Source organism: Streptosporangium sp. CA-135522 (genome assembly GCF_050949235.1).
In the GTDB taxonomy this organism is placed as follows: domain Bacteria; phylum Actinomycetota; class Actinomycetes; order Streptosporangiales; family Streptosporangiaceae; genus Streptosporangium.
In genome coordinates this window covers 5,049,425-5,068,358 of the sequence record NZ_CP192026.1, presented here as the reverse complement: position 1 = coordinate 5,068,358, position 18,934 = coordinate 5,049,425, and the positions used below count along the sequence as shown (strand labels likewise).

General features: G+C 69.0%; 17 protein-coding genes and 1 pseudogene. 6 read left to right on the top strand and 12 right to left on the bottom strand.

The window, feature by feature from the left end; translation table 11 throughout:
* Nucleotides 1–210: 210 nt before the first annotated feature.
* Entirely contained in the window at nt 211–1,329 is a 1,119-nt protein-coding gene (locus ACQPYK_RS23805; RefSeq protein ID WP_433258528.1) for a serine hydrolase domain-containing protein, read from the bottom strand.
* 175 nt (nt 1,330–1,504) lie between these two features.
* On the opposite strand from ACQPYK_RS23805, the gene ACQPYK_RS23800 reads away from it, so the two are divergent.
* Both ACQPYK_RS23800 and ACQPYK_RS23795 read left to right on the top strand, forming a co-directional pair.
* Entirely contained in the window at nt 1,505–2,164 is a 660-nt protein-coding gene (locus ACQPYK_RS23800) for a TetR/AcrR family transcriptional regulator (RefSeq protein WP_433258526.1), read from the top strand.
* A gap of 219 nt (nt 2,165–2,383) precedes the next feature.
* Nucleotides 2,384–2,758: a hypothetical protein gene (locus ACQPYK_RS23795; protein ID WP_433258524.1), complete on the top strand. Its 375-nt coding sequence runs from the start codon at nt 2,384–2,386 to the stop codon at nt 2,756–2,758.
* Between the two features lie 587 nt (nt 2,759–3,345).
* Here ACQPYK_RS23795 and ACQPYK_RS23790 read toward each other — a convergent pair.
* The 5 genes and pseudogenes from ACQPYK_RS23790 to ACQPYK_RS23770 all read right to left on the bottom strand — a co-directional run bounded on the left by ACQPYK_RS23790 (nt 3,346) and on the right by ACQPYK_RS23770 (nt 6,840).
* Nucleotides 3,346–4,347, bottom strand: coding sequence for an ankyrin repeat domain-containing protein (locus tag ACQPYK_RS23790; RefSeq protein WP_433258523.1), 1,002 nt, complete (start codon nt 4,345–4,347; stop codon nt 3,346–3,348).
* A gap of 5 nt (nt 4,348–4,352) precedes the next feature.
* Entirely contained in the window at nt 4,353–4,784 is a 432-nt protein-coding gene (locus ACQPYK_RS23785) for a hypothetical protein (RefSeq protein WP_433258521.1), read from the bottom strand.
* Nucleotides 4,785–5,271: 487 nt separating this feature from the next.
* Nucleotides 5,272–5,613, bottom strand: a complete 342-nt coding sequence (locus tag ACQPYK_RS23780; RefSeq protein WP_433259163.1) for a hypothetical protein — start codon at nt 5,611–5,613, stop codon at nt 5,272–5,274.
* Nucleotides 5,614–5,677: 64 nt separating this feature from the next.
* Nucleotides 5,678–6,106: pseudogene (locus ACQPYK_RS23775) on the bottom strand (recombinase family protein); the annotation flags it as partial.
* Between the two features lie 107 nt (nt 6,107–6,213).
* Nucleotides 6,214–6,840, bottom strand: a complete 627-nt coding sequence (locus ACQPYK_RS23770; protein ID WP_433258519.1) for a TetR/AcrR family transcriptional regulator C-terminal domain-containing protein — start codon at nt 6,838–6,840, stop codon at nt 6,214–6,216.
* A gap of 73 nt (nt 6,841–6,913) precedes the next feature.
* Here ACQPYK_RS23770 and ACQPYK_RS23765 point away from each other — a divergent pair, with 73 nt between their 5' ends.
* Nucleotides 6,914–8,164, top strand: a complete 1,251-nt coding sequence (locus ACQPYK_RS23765) for an FAD-dependent monooxygenase (RefSeq protein WP_433258517.1) — start codon at nt 6,914–6,916, stop codon at nt 8,162–8,164.
* 338 nt (nt 8,165–8,502) lie between these two features.
* On the opposite strand, the gene ACQPYK_RS23760 is transcribed toward ACQPYK_RS23765, so the two are convergent.
* The gene (locus ACQPYK_RS23760; protein ID WP_433258516.1) at nt 8,503–9,696 is read right to left on the bottom strand and encodes an MFS transporter; all 1,194 of its coding nucleotides are present in this window, start codon (nt 9,694–9,696) and stop codon (nt 8,503–8,505) included.
* Between the two features lie 55 nt (nt 9,697–9,751).
* On the opposite strand from ACQPYK_RS23760, the gene ACQPYK_RS23755 reads away from it, so the two are divergent.
* Nucleotides 9,752–10,495 (top strand): AraC family transcriptional regulator, encoded by a 744-nt coding sequence (locus tag ACQPYK_RS23755; protein WP_433258515.1) that lies wholly within the window; start codon nt 9,752–9,754, stop codon nt 10,493–10,495.
* Between the two features lie 27 nt (nt 10,496–10,522).
* On the opposite strand, the gene ACQPYK_RS23750 is transcribed toward ACQPYK_RS23755, so the two are convergent.
* Together ACQPYK_RS23750 and ACQPYK_RS23745 are read right to left on the bottom strand one after the other, a co-directional pair.
* The gene (locus tag ACQPYK_RS23750; protein WP_433258513.1) at nt 10,523–11,365 is read right to left on the bottom strand and encodes a DUF4158 domain-containing protein; all 843 of its coding nucleotides are present in this window, start codon (nt 11,363–11,365) and stop codon (nt 10,523–10,525) included.
* Between the two features lie 820 nt (nt 11,366–12,185).
* Nucleotides 12,186–13,091 (bottom strand): LysR family transcriptional regulator, encoded by a 906-nt coding sequence (locus ACQPYK_RS23745; RefSeq protein ID WP_433258511.1) that lies wholly within the window; start codon nt 13,089–13,091, stop codon nt 12,186–12,188.
* A 199-nt stretch (nt 13,092–13,290) separates the two neighbouring features.
* Here ACQPYK_RS23745 and ACQPYK_RS23740 point away from each other — a divergent pair, with 199 nt between their 5' ends.
* Nucleotides 13,291–14,559: an amidohydrolase family protein gene (locus ACQPYK_RS23740; protein WP_433258509.1), complete on the top strand. Its 1,269-nt coding sequence runs from the start codon at nt 13,291–13,293 to the stop codon at nt 14,557–14,559.
* A 158-nt stretch (nt 14,560–14,717) separates the two neighbouring features.
* Here the strand turns inward: ACQPYK_RS23740 and ACQPYK_RS23735 are convergent, their stop codons facing one another.
* Together ACQPYK_RS23735 and ACQPYK_RS23730 are read right to left on the bottom strand one after the other, a co-directional pair.
* Complete coding sequence (locus tag ACQPYK_RS23735) at nt 14,718–15,770, bottom strand: alpha/beta fold hydrolase (protein WP_433258508.1); 1,053 nt, start codon at nt 15,768–15,770, stop codon at nt 14,718–14,720.
* A 58-nt stretch (nt 15,771–15,828) separates the two neighbouring features.
* A complete protein-coding gene (locus ACQPYK_RS23730; protein ID WP_433258506.1) occupies nt 15,829–16,482 on the bottom strand; it encodes a TetR/AcrR family transcriptional regulator in 654 nt (217 codons plus the stop codon).
* 27 nt (nt 16,483–16,509) lie between these two features.
* Here ACQPYK_RS23730 and ACQPYK_RS23725 point away from each other — a divergent pair, with 27 nt between their 5' ends.
* Nucleotides 16,510–17,310 carry an alpha/beta hydrolase gene (locus tag ACQPYK_RS23725; protein ID WP_433258505.1) on the top strand — a complete coding sequence of 267 codons (801 nt, stop codon included), beginning with the start codon at nt 16,510–16,512 and terminating at the stop codon, nt 17,308–17,310.
* A gap of 140 nt (nt 17,311–17,450) precedes the next feature.
* Here the strand turns inward: ACQPYK_RS23725 and ACQPYK_RS23720 are convergent, their stop codons facing one another.
* Nucleotides 17,451–18,740: a pentapeptide repeat-containing protein gene (locus ACQPYK_RS23720; RefSeq protein WP_433258503.1), complete on the bottom strand. Its 1,290-nt coding sequence runs from the start codon at nt 18,738–18,740 to the stop codon at nt 17,451–17,453.
* Nucleotides 18,741–18,934 lie beyond the last annotated feature (194 nt).

Here is an 18,934-nt window from a genome sequence, read left to right as displayed (position 1 = left end):
CTGCGCGGCCTTCGCTCGTCTCGCGGAGCAAGGCAGGCATGCTGACGAAGGCTCATCCTGACCGCCGTCTCCACGACCCGGCGCAGGTCGGGGCTGGCGAGGTAGTCGCACGCCTTCGTCAGCATCACCGTTTCGTCAGCATCACCGCCAAGAGCCTGCGGCGTCACCGTGCAGAACGTGCTGCGGTGAAAGCGACTTTCTCCGGCCCGGTCAGCCGTCCATCGCCAAGCCGTACAGGGCCGCGAGCGCGTCGTCGATGGGGTGGGGCTGCGGCTTGCCCGAGGAGTCGAGCCTGCTCCACCTCTGCAGGTTCACCGCGACGGACATCTGCCGCTCGGCGTCGGCGCTGGTCATGGAGATCGCTCCGGCGCCCCAGACCGTGCCGCCATTGCCCCAGAAGGTGGCGCCGCCGGGGACCTCCATCGGATACATCCCGAGGCCGTACTCGATCATCTTGCCCTCCTGGGAAATGACCGTGACGGTGCGTTGCATCTGCGCCAGCGACGACTGGCTGACGATCTTGCCGGCGAACAGCAGGCCGAAGAAGCGGTTGAGGTCGGCCCCGGTCGATACCAGCGAACCCGCCACACCCGCATACGACATGTCAAAGACGCTGAAGTCCCGCGGTGGGTCGATCATGCCGAACCATGCCTCGTACATCTGCGAGTGCGGCCCGCTGAGATGCGGCCCATCGGGAAACTCGGTGTCTTGGAGCCCGGCGCGCTCGATGACGTTCTGAGTGATGTACTTCTCGGCCGTAGTACCGGTCACCTGTTCCAGGAGTTGACCGAGGAGCAGGTAGTTGGTGTTGGAGTACAGCCCCGGCGTGCCGCCCGGGGCGCTGAAGGCGGGTGCGGTGACCCCCATCTCGATCAGTTCAGCGGGATCGAACCGGGTGAACCGGTGGTCGTCCAAGCTCTGGGGCCTGGTGTCCGCGAGGGCGGGGAACGGCTTGAGGGAGGGGTAGGCGTAGGGGAGGTATTCGGCGAGGCCGCTGGTGTGGTTGATCAGCATCCGGACCGTGATCGCATCACCTCGTTCGCCCGGGACCAGTTTCGGCAGGTAGTGCCCGATCGGTGTGTCGAGCCCGATCTGACCGCTCTCGACCTGCTGCAGGACCGCGGCGGCGGTGAAGGTCTTGGTGATGCTGCCGACACGGTGCCGCATGTCGGCGGTGACAGGGCGGCCAGTGGCGAGGTCGGCGACCCCGGCGGCGCCGCGCCAGACCTGATCCTCGGCGCGCACCTCGGCGAACAAGCCCGGAATCCCGGCGCGGTGGACGTTCTCGATGGCGGTGTTCAGCTCTGCGGGATCCAGCAGGTTCCTCACGACATGCGCCCTTTCGTCTTCCTCGGATGAGCTCCGCATTGGCCTGGCGGCTCGCGGAACACGGCACGTCGGCCGACCGCTGCCCGGTCGGCCGGTACGCTCATGCCCTCATTATGCACGCGGTGCGTGCAACACCAAGTGCATGGGTTAAGCTGAGGCCGGTGAGAGGAGCAAAATGGCAGGCCGAAGGCGCTGGTCGACCGAGGAGATCCTGGATGCGGCGGCGGAATTGCTGCGCACGAGCGACGCCGAGTCGTTCAGCGTGCGCAAGCTCGCCGCGGTGCTCGGGACCGATTCCTCCAGCCTCTACCGGCACTTCCGCAGCAAGACCGAACTGCTGCGCGCGGTCGCCGACCGGATCCTCCTGGCCGCCATGGACGGCTACCACCCCGAGGGCGACTGGAAACAGCGCATCACCGCCCTGGCCCTGCGCGTGAGAGAGGCCTTCGGTCAGCAGCCCCAGCTCGCCGCGGTCTGGGGACGTTACGCCTCAGGCGGCGCCGGCTCCCGGCTGGTCATGGAAGAGATGCTGCAGGCTCTGCGCGCGTCTGGGCTGCCCGACGCGGAGGTCCCGGCGCACTACCACCGGATCGCGGTCCTGATCGTGGCGTTGATCGCCTCCGAGGCAGGGGTCAGCGCCCTCACCCCCGAAGAGTATGAACAGGGCATGGAGCTGTTCCGCGTCGCGGTGCTCGGCGCCGATCCCGAACGCTTCCCGGCCCTGGCCCACTTCGCCCGCAACGTCCGCCCTCTCGGGGCTGACCGCCGCGCCGCGTTCGAAGATATCCTCGCCGCGCACCTTACCCACATCGAGGCCGCAATCCGCCCGAGCTAGCCGACCGGCCCGTCGCCGGCAGCCGCCGTTCTCCTGCATGGCCGGTTCGACGACCACGGCGAAGGCCAGGTCGCCCTTGAAGCCCATGAACCAGGCGTGGGGGTCGAGTTTGGGGCCGGTGCCGTACTCGGCGGTGCCGGTCTTGCCTCGGGTGCCCGACGGGGGGCCGGGCGGCCTTGGCGGAAGATGGCCGGAGCGGCGCGCAACGCTGTGGGGGCGTTGACATCGGAGAAGGTCGATCATTTGTTGACCGGGCCGATGCAGGCTGACTTGGATCGGCTGCTGATGTTCGACGAGGAACTGGGAATGACTCGGCTGGCGTGGTTGACGAGGCCGGCGGTAGAGGCGACAGCCACGACCGTGAAGGGCGCGATCGACAAGCTACGGTATCTGCGCGGGATGGACGCCCACCGTCTGGATCTGTCGATGCTGCCGACCGAGCGGCGCCGGTTCCTGGCGACGTTGGATGGAGGCTGTGGAGATCCTGAAGGAGCTGAACCGGGTCGGCGGCCGGAAGGTCCCGGCTGGGGCGCCGACGTCGTTCGTTGCGGCTCGGTACGCCGACTACCTGGCCAAGGCCCGCAAAACCGGTGACGACACCGCGTTCCGGCACTACTGGAAGATCTGCACCATCCTCGCGTTACGCGACGGCCTGCGGTCGGGGGACGTGTTCATGCCAGGGTCGCGCCGCTACGCCGCCCCCGGCACCTATCTGTTCACCCCGGAACAGTGGGAGGGCCGGCGGGCGGAGTTCTGCCACCTGGTCCGCGAAGCCGCCGAGGCGGCCGAGCAGGTCAAGGACGAGCTGCACCAGGCGCTGGAGGATCTGGAGGACACCCTTGCGAGCAACGCGCCAGGCGACGTCGGCGCGGTCTCAATCCGTGAAACCGCTGAGGAACGAGAACGAGACGATCATGGCTGTCGCTCTGCCCCGCTGGCCGGCCAACCCCCTCTCCCGCGTCCTGAAGGTGCTGGTCGGGATCGTAACCAGCACGGCCGATGCCTGCCCGGGCTGCCCGCTGTGCATCTGGCGCCGACCGCAACCACGGTCGGCGCCGTCGGGCAGCAGGCGGTCGGGGCCGAACCGCCCTGGCCACCGCCAACGGCGGGACGCAGCCCCGACTTGGCGCTGCTACAGGTGGTCTCGCGCTCCCGTCGCTTACTCGTGAGTGAGCCGGCCGCTAGCTCAAGAACTCTGCCACCTCGGCCTGGCCGGCGAACTGTGCCCACTCCAGCGGCGTGGCGTCGTAATCGGACTCCCGTAGCGACCGGTCAGCTCCCAGCTCCAAGAGCGCTCGCACCATCGGCAGGTCTCCTGCCCGCGCCGCCTTGTGCCACGCCGTCGACGGGAGGCGTGCGTTCACGTCGAAGCCCAGCCCGCAGGCCAGCTGTACGGCCGGCACGCGACCGTACTCCGCGGCCTTGATGAGCAGGTCCCGCCGTTTTTGTCGCAGGCGCCGGAGCAGTGCGCGGTCGCCGCTCACCAGGCGTTCAAGCTCCCTGCGATCCCCTCGCATGATCGCCGCTTCCACAGCGTCCAATCCGCGTAGCGTGTCGGAGGTGCCGGTATCGGTAAGGAGCCGCGCAACATGCGAATGCCCGCCGAGCAGAACCAGCTCCAGCGCCGTGTGCCCGCCAAAGAAGGAATGCCCGTCGTCGCCCTTGGCGTCGGCGGGCGCGCCGTGCGCCAGCAGGCATCGCATCCGGCGTGCCTGGCCACGCAACGCAGCTGTCAGCACCGTATTCGCCAACATGCGGGCCGGCGAGTCCTGCACGCGTCCCAGCCTGGCCTTCCACGGCCCGCCGTCCCCGCGGCCGAGGCCGAACTCCAGCAGCAACTCCAGGTAGCCGGTGTCGTCACCTCCGGCTCCGCGGTTGTACAAGGCCTGGCCGTCGTTGGCGTCCGCCCCGACCTCCAAGAACACTCGGGCCAGTTCCAGGCCCAGCGGGTGCGGCGGTTGTTTCAGCTCTCCCCCGCCCAGTGCCCCGGTCAATGCGGTAAATGGCGGTCCCAGCCCCTCAGGCAGGTAGCCGGCATTCGGTTCGGCTCCCGCCGCCAGCAGCACCCGCGCCGCTCCCACCGCGTCGGCCTGCGCCACTCGTGAAAAGGCCAGATACACCAGCGGCTCCCAGCCGAAGGGACCACCGTACGCCGGGGCCAACGCGGGATCGACCGCGACCATGCGAGCTATCCCGCGGCGTCGCCTACTGCCGCCATCGTACAGACCGACGCGTCGGCTATCTCGGGATGGGCGGCCAGCAGCCGCACCGCAGCCTCGGCGCTCGGGGGTCCCTCGTAGGTCAGGCAGGCCAGCCGCAGGAACTCGGTTGCGGGATCGGCCGAGGGGCCCACCGTGAGTGGCCGGCGCGCGAACGTGCCCACCATCTTCAGGTGGGCCCGCAGCTGGGACCAGCTCGTGAAGCCGTACTTGCGGGCCACGATCAGTTGCGCATCGGCCAACCGCAGGTCCGACGGCGATTCCGGCAGTGGCACCGGACGCAGCCACCCTCCGGCCGTCGCGAGCGCGCGGGCCTCGCCCGCACGCACACCGCGCAACAGTTGCTTAGCCTCGTTCTTCAGGTGGTCAAGGCTGGGGTTTTCGGGCAGGCGGTTCACCACGGAGACCTCCCTTTCGGATACTGCCCGACGTCCGCATCTCCGGGCCGAAAAGGAGGAATAGCACTATGACCAGCATGCTGAGGCTCGGGTGGGCTGAGCCCTTTCCGCGGACCGGCTGCGTCCCGAGACGCTGATCCGGATCGTACATCCTGTTCCGGGGTGTCCGCCATTGTTCCCCAGTCCCTTCCCCGAGTGCGTCAGCGGCTGCAAGGAAGCGGTGCGTGACGATCAGGAGGGCGGGTTTTCTCATAAATGAGCCCGACTCCGAGAGAAGATCACCAACACACCTCAAGTCCGGCCCGAGTTCGAAAAGGCCCTCGCCACCGCCCGGCAGATCAAGGCCCCTGCCCCACACTGCCGCGTCATCCTCACCGTGTACGAGATGAAGCGGCTCGGCCGCGACGCCGGCGAGCTCACCGTCCTGGCCCGACCACCTCACCGCGCACGGCCTGGTCCTGGAGATGCTCGCCGGGCCACTCGCCGGGATCTACGATCCGGCAGGGCCCGGCCGGATGCTGTTCGCGTTCTTCGCCGCCATGGCCGAAACCGAGCGGGAAGCAATTCGTGAGGCCACGCTGGAAGGATCGGCGGGCTCCAGCTCGGCTGTGCGGAGGAAGTCGGTGACCTTGCCGGGCATGTCGAGGGTGACCGCCGGCTCCGGGGCGGGGGCGTCCTCCTCGGTGGCGGTGCGGTTGGGCAGGAGGTCGGCGACGGCGGTGCGGATGGCGCCGCGGCTGACTGTGTGGTCGCGGGTGAGGGCGGCGATGGTGCGGTTCTCCAGGTACGCGGCGCGCACGTCGCCGAGCTTGTCGGCCGGGGCGGCGTCCACACTTGCTGCCCTTGGCCTCGGCGGCGCGCAGTCCGTCGTAGGTGAGCTCGCGCTGGAGGTCTCGTTGGAGTTCGCCGGCGGTGGCGAGGGTCTGGACCATGAACTTCACAATGGACAGCAGCTCGCCGGTGCGGGGGTGGCGGGCGGTGAGGTCCATGGCGGAGAACGCGCCGTCGTGGATGCGCAGGGCGAGCCGGTCGCGGTGGAGGACGTCGAGGATGTGTCCGGTGCCGCGTACGAGGCGGAACATCTCGGAGATGTGGATGGTGTCGCCCGGCCGGGCGTGGCCGAGGAGCGCGCGGAACTTCGGCCGCTGGAGGGAGTGGAGGCGGCTGGAGGTGCCGGGGTCCTCCTCGAAGACGACCGGGTCCTCGATGCCGGCCTCGTGAAGGACGAGGTTCTGCCGGGCGGTCGACTGCTGGTCGGTCGAGACCCGCTTGTAGACCAGGTTCGCCACCGAGGGGCCCCTTCCGTACGGAGGAATGGACCCCATCTGTCGTCAAACCCTGTCATCAATCACCATCGGATCTGATTGGATTCGGGCCGCCGCGAACCCCGGGATCGCACGGGTTCAGCCGCGAACCCCGGGATCGCACGGGTTCATTGGACGTGTCGCCTGCCTGTCGTCAAACGATCGTTTGCGGACAGGGAGGCCGCCCACATTGCGGTGCGGTGCACCAGACCGTCCAAGATAAGGGTCAGGCCGGCCTCGAACGCCGACTCGTGGTCGATCACAGGCATGTTCGCCGGTGGATCCGAGCCGTCGCCGGAGTCGGCGTCCGCCTGTTCCTCCAGGACGCTGCCGACCGTGAAACGGCCGGCAGCCAGCATCGCCATCTGCGCGCCCCGCTCAGGCACTCCGGAGGTGACCAGGAAGTCCATCTTGCGGCGGATCCGGTCGAGGTCGTTGGCAGGGGTGCTTCCTGCGTGGAGGCGTGCGCCGTCCCGGCGCATCAGCAGGGTGCGCCGGAAGCTTCGCGTGTTGTCCAGGAACCAGTCGCGCCAGTCGTCGTCGGGCGTCGGCAGCGGGGCGGCCGCATGCGGCGCCATCGCCGCCTCCGCCATGGCGGCGAGGAGTTCCTTCTTGGTGCGGAAGTACCAGTAGAGCGAGGGCTGTTCGACGCCCAGCCGCTTCGCCAGCCGCCGCGTACTGACCGTGTCCAGCCCGACTTCGTCGAGCAGGTCGAGCGCTTCGGAGACGACGATCTCACGGTTCACCTTGGTCACGTTGACAAATCTATCACCGATAGATGACTCTGGAGAGGAATCATTCACTGATAGATTTTTTGGGGTGATGGGCATGGCCAACGGATTGGGAGTGCACCCCCTGCGGGTCCTTGTTGCCGGCGGCGGGATAGCGGGCCAGGCGCTGGCTTTCTGGCTCACGCGGGGCGGCCATACGGTGACCGTCGTCGAACGCTTTCCGGCGTTGCGGGCCACCGGGGCGCAGGTCGACCTCCGGGGACAGGGCATTGAGGCCGTCGAGCGGATGGGGCTTCTTGACGCCGTCCGCGGCAAGTTGGTGGACGAGGCGGGTGTCGCCTTCGTCGATGCGCGCGGCAGGTCCAAGGCGACGATCATGGCCAACACCTCCGGCCAGGGCCGGCAGACCCTCACCTCCGAGTACGAGATCATGCGCGGTGACCTGGTACGCATCCTGCACGACGCGTCGAAGGACGACACCGAGTACGTCTTCGGCGTGAGCGTGGACGGCTTCGAACAGGACGAACAGAAGGTCATCGCGCACTTCTCCGACGGGTCCTCCGGCGAGTTCGACCTCCTGGTCGGCGCGGACGGGCAGGGATCGCACATCCGGCGGGCGATTCTTCCTGCGGGCTGCGACCCGTACTGGCGGGTCGGCATCCACATGGCCTACTGGTTCATCCCGCGCATCGCGTCCGACAGCAACATCCGGGACACCTACATGGTCCCGGGTGGCCGCCAGATCATGCGCCGCAGCCACAACCCGACCGAAACGCAGGTGTACTTCGTGATGCGGGAGGAATCCGAGGAAGCCTCGGCGATCCACCGGGAACCCGTCGAGCACCAGCAGAAGTTCTGGGCGAGCAGGTTCCGCGACGCAGGCTGGCAGACCGAGCGCTTCATCAATGGCATGCAGACGAGCCCCTTCTTCTACTCCCAGGAGATCGTCCAGGTCCGAACCGACACCTGGTCCAAGGGCCGCGCGGTCCTTGCCGGCGACGCCGCCCACTGTGCCTCCCCTTACAGCGGCATGGGCATCTCCGGCGGTCTGGTGGGCGCCTACGTCCTGGCCGGCGAGATCAACCGGCACCCGGGCGACCTGCCGACCGCACTGGCGAACTACGACAGCGTGCTGCGGCCCTTCATCGACGAGATCCAGGGCGAAGTGAATCCGCGTCTCCTGCGCCTGGGCATGCCGATGACCCAGCGTGCGATCGACGCCTTCCAGGCCGCCACCGCACTGGCCTGCTTCCTGCACGTTCCCGATCTCGCCGCGCGCTTTTCGAAGGAGGACCGCGGCGGCAGCTGGCAGCTCCCCGAGAACCCGGCGCCGATCAGCGCCGCCTGAAAGCGGCCGGACATCGGGGACCGATGGCCGTCGCGAGTAGCACCGCAAGAATGAAGGCGCCGGCCCGCAGAGTGATCAGCGCCCTGTCGCCTAATCCCGGCACCCTTGATCGGCTACTTGGCGGCTAATCGCATGTTGTGAGCAGGCGTCAGCTTCAGAGCCTGGCTTGGCGAGGGCCCGCAAGCTCATCACCGCCCTGGTCGGCTACCCGTAAGCCTTGTCCGGCAAAGGATCTCGGACAAGCTCACCGAACCGGCCGATGAGGGAAGCGAGCCGGAGCCCGGATAGGTCTTCGTCCGCCGCGCAGGCCATACGCGTGCTCATTGGTCCGTGCGGGTCTACGCGTCTTGCCGTGCGGATGCGGATGCGGGCGCGGGTGTGGCGGCTTGGGGCTTGGGGGTGGTGGGTTCGGGCAGGGCGCGGAAGAGGAGCCAGCTCAGGGCGGGCATGGCGATCAGGGGGGTGAGGGCGGTCTTGAGGGCGGTGGAGTCGGCGAGGTGTCCCAGCAGGGGGCTGATGAGGCCGCCGATGCTGACGGTGAGGCCGAGGGTGACGCCGCTGGCGGTGCCGACGCGGGAGGGCAGGTAGTCCTGGCCGAGGGTGACCTGGAGGGAGAAGGGGACGTACAGGCCGGCAGAGGTGAGGGCCACGAAGAGGAACATGGCCGGGCCGGGTGTGTAGATCACTCCGGTGACGGCGGCGATGGAGAGCAGGTAGGACCAGCGGGAGACGCGGACGCGGTCGTAGCGGTTGGCCAGGGCCCCGCCCAGGACCGAGCCGACCGCACCGCCCAGGAACAGCAGGAAGAGGGCGACGGTCCCCGCAGTGGTGCTGCCCTGCATGCGCTGCTGGGCGTAGAGGGAGATGAAGGTGCTCAGGCCGGTGAAGACGATGGAGCGGAAGACGACCGCCAGGGACAGCTTCACGAACGAGGCCACATCATCGGCGTCCCGCGGGATCTGTGTCTTGGTCGTGCCGGTCTGGGGTCGGGCGAGCATCCGAAGGACGGGTACGCACAGGGCGGCGCCGGCGAGTGCGGGCAGGACGAGGACGGGTGTCCAGCGCAGGGAGCCGTGTCCGATCGCGGCCGACACCATGAGCGGGGCGAGCGCGAAGCCGATGTTGCCGCCGAGGGAGAACCAGCTCATCGCGCTGTGGCTGCCTTCGCTGGCCAGCCGGGCCACGCGGGCGGACTCCGGGTGATAGGCGGCCACGCCGATCCCGGAGACGGCGACGAAGAACAGGGTGAGCCCGTAGGAGCCGCTCAGGCCGCTCAGGGCGATGCCCACGCCGCCCAGCAGGGTGCTGACGGGCAGCAGCCACGGCATCGCCCACCGGTCGGTGAGCGCCCCGAACACCGGCTGGGCCACCGAGGACAGCAGGGACGCGGCCAGCACGATGCCGGAGGCCACCGCGTAGGTGTAGTCCCGTTCGGCCACGAAGAACGGGATCAGCGCCGCGACGGCGCCCTGGTAGATGTCGACACAGGCGTGCCCCACGGCCAGCAGGGAGATCGATGTATTCCTTCGCACCCCTCCCATGCTGGGAGAACCACCCGGTGTCGCGCTTTCGATAGATTGACAGGCAATGCAGAAAATCCGCCACGAATCCGTTGCACCGACCCGGACCCAGCGTCTGGCGTCCGGTGGTGAGATCGACGCGCACCGGCACGACGACCACCAGATCGCCTACGCCAGCAAGGGCACCATCGCGGTGACCACCGACGCCGGTTCCTGGGCCGCCCCCGCCACCCGCGCGATCTGGATCCCCGCCGGCACCGTCCACCAGCACCAGGCCCACGGCGAACTCGACCTCCACCTCGTCGGCCTGCCCGCCACCGAGAACCCCCTCCGCCTGGACAAACCCGCTGTCCTCGCCGTCAGCCCCCTCCTGCGCGAACTCATCGTCGCCTACACCCGCGACCCCGACGACGACAGCCCACCCCATCTACGCCTGCGAGCCGTCACGCTCGACCAGCTCGCCCTCTCCCCCGAACAGCCCCTGCACCTGCCGGTCCCCACCGACCCCCTGCTCCGACAACTGCACGACGTCCTGCGCGCGGACCCGGCCGACAACCGTTCCCTCGACGACCTCGGACGCCAGATCGGCGCCAGCGCCCGCACGCTGTCTCGCCGCCTCCGCGACGACCTCGGCCTCACCTACCCCCAGTGGCGCACCCAGATCAGGCTCCACCACGCCCTGATCCTCCTTGCCGACGACATCCCCGTCACCGTTGTCGCCCACCGCTGCGGCTGGTCATCCGCCAGCACCTTCATCGACGTCTTCCGCCGAACCTTCGGCCATACCCCCGGCGCCCGCCCCGCCACCTGACCGCAGGACCCGGTGGGCAGACAGGTCCTAGTCCTGCCCGCCTCCGTCGTCGTCCTCGTCCAGCTCCGGCGCGTCTGGATCACGCAGGGGGTGCAGGGCGACGGCGACGGCGATGTACTTCGTCGTCCACCGCACGATGGCGTTGAGGACCAGGCCGAGCGCGCCGAGCTGGTCCTCCATGCCGTCGCGGTACGCCTGGTGGATGGTGCCGCGCTTGCCGTGGCACACGTCGCGGGCGAGCTTGTGGCGGGATTCCTGCACGGTGAGCTGCCGGTTCATCTGCCGGCGGTAGGTGTCGTCGACCGGGTCGACCACCATCGTGGCGTGCAGCCGCTTCTCCGCGACCTTCCGCGCCTCCGACACCTGCCGGGCCAGCACCGACACCCCCTGCAGCAGAACCCGGTGACGGCGCAGCCACCCCACCGCATGGTCGAACAACGCCTTCGGCCCCTCCGCGTGCGTCCACGCCCGCCCGTGCAGGAACGTACGGAACCACCGGCCCCACCCCGCGTCCTCGTATGGGTGGTAGCCGTAGGCATCCCGGATCTCCCACGCGTGGTCGTACAGCGTCTGACGCCGCTCCGTGTACCGCTTGACCACCGACGGGTCCTCGACATCGAGCTGTGCGGCCAGGTGCTCGACCACCGACCACGGCACCGCGAGCTGGTCCTCCGGAAACAGGCCGACGTACCGCACCGTGCACATCTGGAGCGCGAACCCTAGCCGGTGATGCTCCGTCCGCCGCAGCGCGATCAGATCCCGGTCCACGTCGTCCAGGAAGAAGAACCGCTCCAACTCGGGCCTGGTCGGCTCCTCGGCGAACGTCCCGTACGCCTCGGCCTGCTCATCACTCAGAAATTCCACCGGCACGAGCCGGACCGTAGCCAGCCCTGGAGCAGGCCCGGAGGCGTTTCACCGAACCCCAGCCGCGAAGTGGATCACTGTGCTAGCCGACCATGATCGTTCTCACCGATAACCGCTGTACCGATGTTCCCCGAGGCCGAAGAACAACCCGCCAGACCTGATCAACGTGGCGCTGGAGCGTCTGATCGAGACGTCGCTGGAGCTGCCGGGGCTCACGGGGCTTGAGCAGTAACCGAACGGCCAGTGGAGTTAGCGAGCCGTGGGGCTCTGGGTTATCGCCACCGGCCGTTCTGATGCGGGTGTGGGGACGTCGGCCGGACGGTCAGTGGGCTGGAGCGGGCCGGGCGCGGAACAGGCCGACGGTTCGGGCGCCGATCCGGAACGAGGCGTCGGCGCGGGGACCGTCGCCCAGCTGCCAGCGCCGCGGGGTCGATGTCGGTGCCCAGCGCGGCGATGATCTGGCGGCGGTGCAGCAAACCCAGCACGGTCAGCAGGTAGCCGCTGTGGCTTTGACGGTGAGCTCCGGTCTGGCGCACATTTCGTGAAGGACTCTGACGGTCCCGCAGGCGGATCACCATGTCCTGCGCCGACAGACCAGGCAGACAGCCTTCGGTCGCCCGGATCCACTGGTTTCACGGACTTTGAGCCAGAACCTGAACTCTGACGTCGAATGTCGGTTAATCCCGACGTCGTTCAGGTGTTCGGGTAGGGGCATGTCGGCGAATGTTGGCGTCACTGAGTCTGAGCAGGTGGCCCGCTCATCGTGGAGCTGGCCTATCTGCTGGCAACCACGATCTGCCGGCAACCACGAACGGTAGTTGCAGAGTCAATTACCGTTCGCAGGTGCCTGCTTGCTTGCTGTGCTGGTCTGTGCAGCGGTGAGCAGGCTCAGCGCGGAGGCGCGGCGTGGGGGGTCGGGTAGTGCGAGTGCGGCGGGGACGCGGATCGGTGGGTTGGGCTGGATGAGGGCGACGGCGGTGAAGTCTTGCGAGACGACGCCGGCGGGGAGCAGGGTCCAGCACCCTCCGGAGGCAACGGGTCCGGCAAGGAGGTCTTGGAGTCGGGTCAGAGTCGGCCCCACGCGGGGGGTGAACCCGGCCGCTTGGCAGGCGTCCGTAATCAGGTCGTAGATGCCGGGGTTATCTGCGCGGGCGGATCGGGCCAGGGGGAGCTCAGCGAGCGTGGCGAGGTTGCCGGCGGTGCGGGCGTATACGGCGGGGACGGCCAGGAGTAGCGGCTCGTCCCAGAGGTGATGAACCCGCACGCCCGGGGTGGCCGGTGGCGCCGCCACGAACGCGGCATCGAGGTCGTTAGCGACGAGGGCGGCGAGCTGGCCGGTCGTTGAGGCGGAGCTTGTCATCTGGAGCGTGATGCCGGGGTGGGCATCGCGGACAGCGGCAAGAGCAGCTTCGATACGAGGGCCGAATACGATGCTGCTGCCGATGCGCAGTAACCCGGTGTTACCGGCGGCGATGTCGACGGCCGCAGCGGCGGCACGGTCGATGCCGCGTAGCGCGCGGCGCGCGTGGACAAGGAATGCTTGGCCGTCCGGGGTGAGCCGGGCCCGACGGTGGGACCGGTCGAACAAGGTCAGTCCGAGTTCGCGTTCCAGCCGCGCGACCTGCTTGCTTACCGCAGGTTGAACGATGTGCAGGGCCTCCGCGGCCTGGCCGAAGTGTTCACACTCGGCGACGGTGACGAAATAGCGCAGCTGCCGGACCTCTATCGCCACTGCCCTCCTCGCCTCGATCGATTCCTCTTGGTGATTGTTTCATGGCTGGGTCGGTCGTTGATCGGCCTTGGCGAGACCGACTGGAATAGAGCGTGCGAGGTCGAGGACCTCCGGGGGGACCCTCACATTGGGTGAACCTCTTCTGTCCAGGTTGTTCAGGATCCCTTGGGGGGACGTCGTGGCCGCGGCAACAACGATCGTGAACGCGAAGGTATTCGACGGGACGAAGTCGCAGGACTGGACTTCGGTCCGGTTCGCTGACGGGCTGATCACCAAATGCTCGGCCGCCTCGGCCGCCCAAGAAGGCGACGAAGTGATCGACGCGGGTGGCGGGACCGTGCTTCCCGGTCTGATCGACGCGCACGTGCACCTCGTTCCCGGCGCCCTCGCACAATCGTTGACCTTCGGCGTTACCACCGTTCTCGACATGTTCAGCAAACCCGACCTGGTGGCCAGGGCCAAGGAGCAGGCCAGCTCCCGTCCAAACGTGGCCGATGTGCGTTCCTCGGGTGTCGGTGCCACCGCGCCCGGCGGTCACCCGTCGATGATGTACGCCCCGTTCCCGACGTTGACCGCCGCCGGCCAGGCCGAGCAGTTCGTCGCGGAACGGATCGCGGAGGGCTCGGACTATCTGAAGATCATCTCCGGCCCCGGGGGTCTATGGCCGTCGCTGGACTCCGAAACCATCAAGGCACTGGTCACTGCCGCGCACGCCCGCGGCTTAGTCGTCGTCGCTCACGTGAGCTCGACGGCCGGTGTCGAGGAGGTCGTGTCCGCCGGTGTCGACGTGGTGGCCCACGTCCCCGCGGACGCCGAGCTGGACAAGGCCCTGGTCGAACGCATGGCCGAGGCCGGAATCGTGGTCGGTCCGACGCTGGCCACCATCGAGAACACCCTCGGTGAACCGGGTGGCGCAGCAGTGGTAGGGGATCCGCGGCTCGCTGAGGCGCTCGGGGACGCCTGGGCACGCCGGTTGACCTCGGGTGCCTCGGGATGGCATGGCCGGGAAATGCCGCCCTACTCGCGGGCCGAGGACAACGTGCGGCGACTGGCCGATGCGGGGGTCACTCTGCTGGCGGGCACCGACGCCCCGAACCCGGGGACCGTGTTCGGGGCAAGCCTGCACCGGGAGCTGGAACTCCTTGTCCGGTGCGGCATTAGCCCGGCGCAGGCCCTGGCCGCTGCCACAACCGAACCGGCACGAGTGTTCGGCCTCGCCGACCGAGGACGTGTCGCGGCCGGGCAACGCGCGGACCTGGTCCTCGTGTCCGGTAACCCGTTGACGGACATCACCGCAACACGCGCGATCGAGCGGATATGGCGCGCGGGCACAGCCTGCGATCGACGCGCCTTCGTCGCGAGCGCTGCCGAAGCTGAGCAGCTTGACGCCTTCGACGCCCAGGTCGCCAAGGTCGTGGCAGCCGTGCGCGAACGCCGGTCCAACTTCGACCCGAGGAAGGTCTCCTGAACGCGGGTCCCGTAGCTCATGGACCGCCCAGATGCGGCCGGCGGCGGCGCCGTCGGAGGCAACGCCTTGGCGTACCCGCCGGCGCCCCGAGACCGCGGCCCGCGGTCGGGGACGACGATGCCGGTTGCGCGTGGCCCATGCCCGTACTTGGGGTGCCGTTAAGGATCACCGCACCAGGGGCGAAGTAGGCATGAGGTGCGCTGGCAGCCGTCTGGGCCGTGGCCGGGCTCGGCGGTGGGGTGGGTCAGCGCGTAGTGCTGGGCGACGAACCCGCCGTGGGAGTGGCCGATCAGGAACGGGTGCGGCGTCTGCAGGTGCGTGGCGAGCTCGTGCAGGAACTGGGCGTAGGTGTCGATGCGGTAGTCCCGCGGCCGGGGCAGGTGACCGGATCCGCCGGTGCCGATCGGCTCCAGGTAGACCAGCGTCAGGTGTCGTTTCAGGTGCGGCATGCGCAGGTACTCCCCGCCGAGGCCGGGGCCGCCGGGGTGGACCAGGCACACGGGTCCGGTGCCGGCGACGGGGTAGCGCCGCAGGACGCCTCGGATGCTGATGGTGTGGGTGCCGGGCCGTAGCGCGCCGGACGGGGCTGTCTCCAGAGCCGGCGGGACGGCCTTGTCCTGGGTGGCCACCGGCGCCCAGGAAGGGATGGTGTGCCAGGCGGCGCCGGTGGTGGTGTCGGTGAAGGAGGAGGCGGCGAACGGACGCTGGGTGGCCTGCATCAGGCGGGTGGTGGAGACCGGCAGGTCGGCGGCGAACGCGGCGCGGAACGCGTCGGGGCGCAGGTACAGGTCGACGCCGCCCGGATAGGGCACTTCCTTGACGGCGGTGGGGATCTGGGTTCCGGGGTACTTGTTGATCAGGACGCCGAGCTGCTCGCTCTTGTCGGAGGCGAACGCGGCGATGTAGACCAGCGCCTTGACGTTGTCGAGTCCCGCGGCGGCGTTGGTGATGACGGCACCGCCGTAGGAGTGGCCGACCAGCACGACCGGGCCGTCGATCGACTTCAGCACGCTCTTGATGTACGGCGCGTCGGCGGGCGGCCCGCGCAGCGGGTTGGCGGGGGCGATCGTGGTGTAGCCGTCGTGCTGGAGCCGTTCGATGACGGCGTTCCAGCCGGAGGCGTCGGCGAAGCCGCCGTGTACCAAGACGATAGTGGGCTCGGCGCCGTGGTCGGCGGCATGATCGGCGGCGGTCGCGGACGCTGACGGCACGGTGAGCAGGGCGGCGGCCAGGCCACCACGCGTACGGCGGACACGGTCAGGCGCCTGGTCAGAGCATTCCGCTGAAGCCTCGTTCGAGGGCCTCGAGCGCTTGTCCGGCGACATCTCTGATCCGCCGTTCCACCTCCGCCGGCTCCGCCTCGCCGAGGAGTCCTTGCTGAAGGAGGTCATGGCGGAGTATCAGAGCGCCGACCATCAGAGCCGCCCACGGCGCCGATCCGCTGGCGGCCGCCAGCGGATCCAGCCACGACTGGAGGATCGCGGCGCGGCCGGTTCTCAGCGTCGGAGAGTCGTCTTCGCATCGGGCCCAGACCCGCATCGCGTTCCACGTGTCGGCGTCGACTCCGCTCCACGGGCACGGAGCGGCCAGCAGCGGCCCGTCGAGGATCAGGGGCCGAAGTGTGGCCGTCACCGACGCAGACGCACGGTGCCGAAGGGCGTCGACAAGGGCCTGGAGGATCGCGGGCTCAGCGTCGAAGAACAGGTCTTCCTTCGCCCGGAAGTAGTTGGTCACGGTCTTCACTGAGACGTCCGCCGCCTCCGCGACCTGCGCCAATGTGACGTTCTCGAAGCCGTCGCGCTCGAACAGCCGCGTTGCGCGATCTGAGATGCGGTGCCGGGTCTCCGCCCGCTTGCGTGCCCTGAGACCATCATTTACCATGATGGAAATTTTATCATCATGGAAGTTTTTGAGCCATCCCAATGCCTGCAGCGAGAAGGACTCACACGCATGCGCCTCACCAAAGACCTGTTCGCTTCGACATCAGCCGGTAGCGATGTCGACTATCAGGTTCTTCTCCCGGCCGACTGGAAGGAGGGCGAACAGCTCCCGCTCGTCCTCCACCTCCACGGCGCGATGTCGTCATCGGCGTCACTGGAACTCGCCAGGCCGTTCTACGAAGACCTCTTCCAGCGAGGCGAGTTCCCCCGTGCGGTGATCGCATGCCCCAGCACCCCCACGGCCGGAGGTTTCTACATCGACTGGCCGGAGGGAAGCTCGTGGGAGACCTTGATCACCGATGAGTTCCCCGAGCATCTTGCGGTGACGTACGGTCCCTCCACCGGAACGGCCCTGATCGGCGCGTCGATGGGCGGCTATGGCGCGCTCAAGGCGGCCTTCGCCGATCCGGAACGTTTCGCGGCGGTCGCGGCGATCTCGCCTGCCGTGTTCCCGGGCGAGACCCCGGACGACGTTCCCCAGGCGAGCATCCCCTCCGTGCTGGGCGATCTCCACCGGGCCATGGCGAACGGATCGGGCTACGCCGACAACTCCGTCTACGGGAGGGCGCGCGCCAACGCCGAGAGGATTCGCGGCGCCGCGCTTCCGATCCTGGTGGACTGCGGTGCCGCCGACGAGTTCCTCCTGCACGAGGGGGCGGCGTATCTGCATGGAGTCCTCATCGAACTCGGCATCGCCCACGAGTTCCGGCTCGTCGAAGGCGCTGGACACCTGGGACCGGAGGCCGACGCCCGGACGCGGGACGCGATCCGGTTCGTCGGGACTGCGGTGGAGTCCGTACGGCACGCGTAACCCCCGGCGTTACCTCTCGCGTTATCGCGGACCCACACCACGCCTTGGCAGCATGAAGGACCTAACGCATGAAAGAGCCGAACCGGACAGAACCAACGTCACTGTCCAGTGTAGGGCTCGGGGTCGCCTCCGGCCTGCGGTCAGTCCTCCCCTGCCGGGACGCCGTCTGCTTCCTCGCGGATCAGGTGGCCGCCCTTCGGCGTCATCTTCACTCGCCACCCGTCCGGCCATGCATGAGGCTTCGCAGGGTTGATCACCATAGCCCCGCCGAACCCGGCGCCCTCGGTGAAGGTCGCCCCGCGGAAGCGGGCGGTCCCGGTGAAGGTCACCGCGTGGAAGCGGGCGGTCCCGGTGAAGGCCGCCCCGTCGAACTGGGCGGTCCTGGTGAAGGCCACCCCGTCGAACCAGGCGTCCCCGGTGAAGGCCGCCTTGTGGAACCGGGCGCCCCTGGTGAAGGCCGCCCCGTGGAAGCGGGCGGTCCCGGTGAAGGTCGCCTTGTCGAACCAGACGGTCCCGGTGAAGATCGCCCCGTCGAACCAGGCGTCCCCGGTGAAGGCCGCCCCGTCGAACCGGGCGCCCCCGGTGAAGGTCACCCTGCGGAACCAGGCGTCCCCGGTGAAGGTCGCCTTGATGAAGACGGCCTCGGTGACGTGGCCGCCGATCAGGTCGAAGTCGATGAGGGTGGCGCCGGTCAGGTCCAGGCGCATCCCCTCCCAGAAGGCCGGGGTGGAGCGCTGGTCCGCGGGGCGGTCGTCGCGCAGGCGGGTGGCCAGGATGCGTTGGGCGGTCAGCCGCACCTGCAACTCGCCCTCCCGGTCGCCGGCCTCCTGCCGCGGTGCGGGTTCGGCAGGCAGGGGGAAGCCGGCGCGGGCGGCCTGGTAGCGGCGCCGGGCCGCCCGCAGCGCGGCCGTGCGCTCCTGCTCGGGATCGGGGGCGGGTGCGGGCTCGGGCGGGGTGTACGGCATGCGTAGGTAGGCGCAGATCACGTTGACGATGGTCTGGCGGTGGCCGGGGTTGTCCTGGGCCAGGCGCTCCAGCGCGTACAGGCCGCCCAGGCGGACGGCGGCGCCTGCGTGCCCGAGTTGCTCGACCGCCTTGGTGTACAGGTCGGTCACCCGGCGTTCGGTGGCGTCGTGCTTGGCGTGCTCGGCCACCTGCTCGGCCAGCGCGGCGTTGCGCTCGGCCAGGTAGGCGGTGACGTGCGCGGCGTGCTCCTGGTGACGCTGACGGCGGAAGGCCAGCATCAGCGTGACCGCCGCGCCGACCCCGGCACCGGCCGCCAGCGCGGTCTGGATCGCGCCCTGGCGGGCGGTGGCCTCGGCCACGCTCCATCCGGCTCCCAGCAACAGCCAGGCCAGCCCACCGACCACGCCGCCCACCAGCAGCGTGACCGGCACGATCCACCACGCGGCCGGCCGGGGAGTACGCAACTGCGGCGGGACCACCTTCGCGGTAGCGACAGGCGCATCGGCTCGGGAGGAAGGGCGGCGCGGCAGTAACGGCATGTCCTCCATTCCAACCGCCCGCGGCCCGCGTTCGGCCGGACGCTACATGATCGTTATCGGGCGGGTCGGACAGGGGTCCTCCTCCCGAGCATGTCCCCAGCCCAAGGTAGGCAGGTCTG

Coding starts and splice junctions, on each gene's coding strand:
- ACQPYK_RS23800 (WP_433258526.1), top strand. CDS start 1,505: ATGGCAGGCCGAAGGCGCTGGTCGACCGAGGAGATCCTGGATGCGGCG.
- ACQPYK_RS23790 (WP_433258523.1), bottom strand. CDS start 4,347: ATGGTCGCGGTCGATCCCGCGTTGGCCCCGGCGTACGGTGGTCCCTTC.
- ACQPYK_RS23765 (WP_433258517.1), top strand. CDS start 6,914: ATGGCCAACGGATTGGGAGTGCACCCCCTGCGGGTCCTTGTTGCCGGC.
- ACQPYK_RS23755 (WP_433258515.1), top strand. CDS start 9,752: ATGCAGAAAATCCGCCACGAATCCGTTGCACCGACCCGGACCCAGCGT.
- ACQPYK_RS23725 (WP_433258505.1), top strand. CDS start 16,510: ATGCGCCTCACCAAAGACCTGTTCGCTTCGACATCAGCCGGTAGCGAT.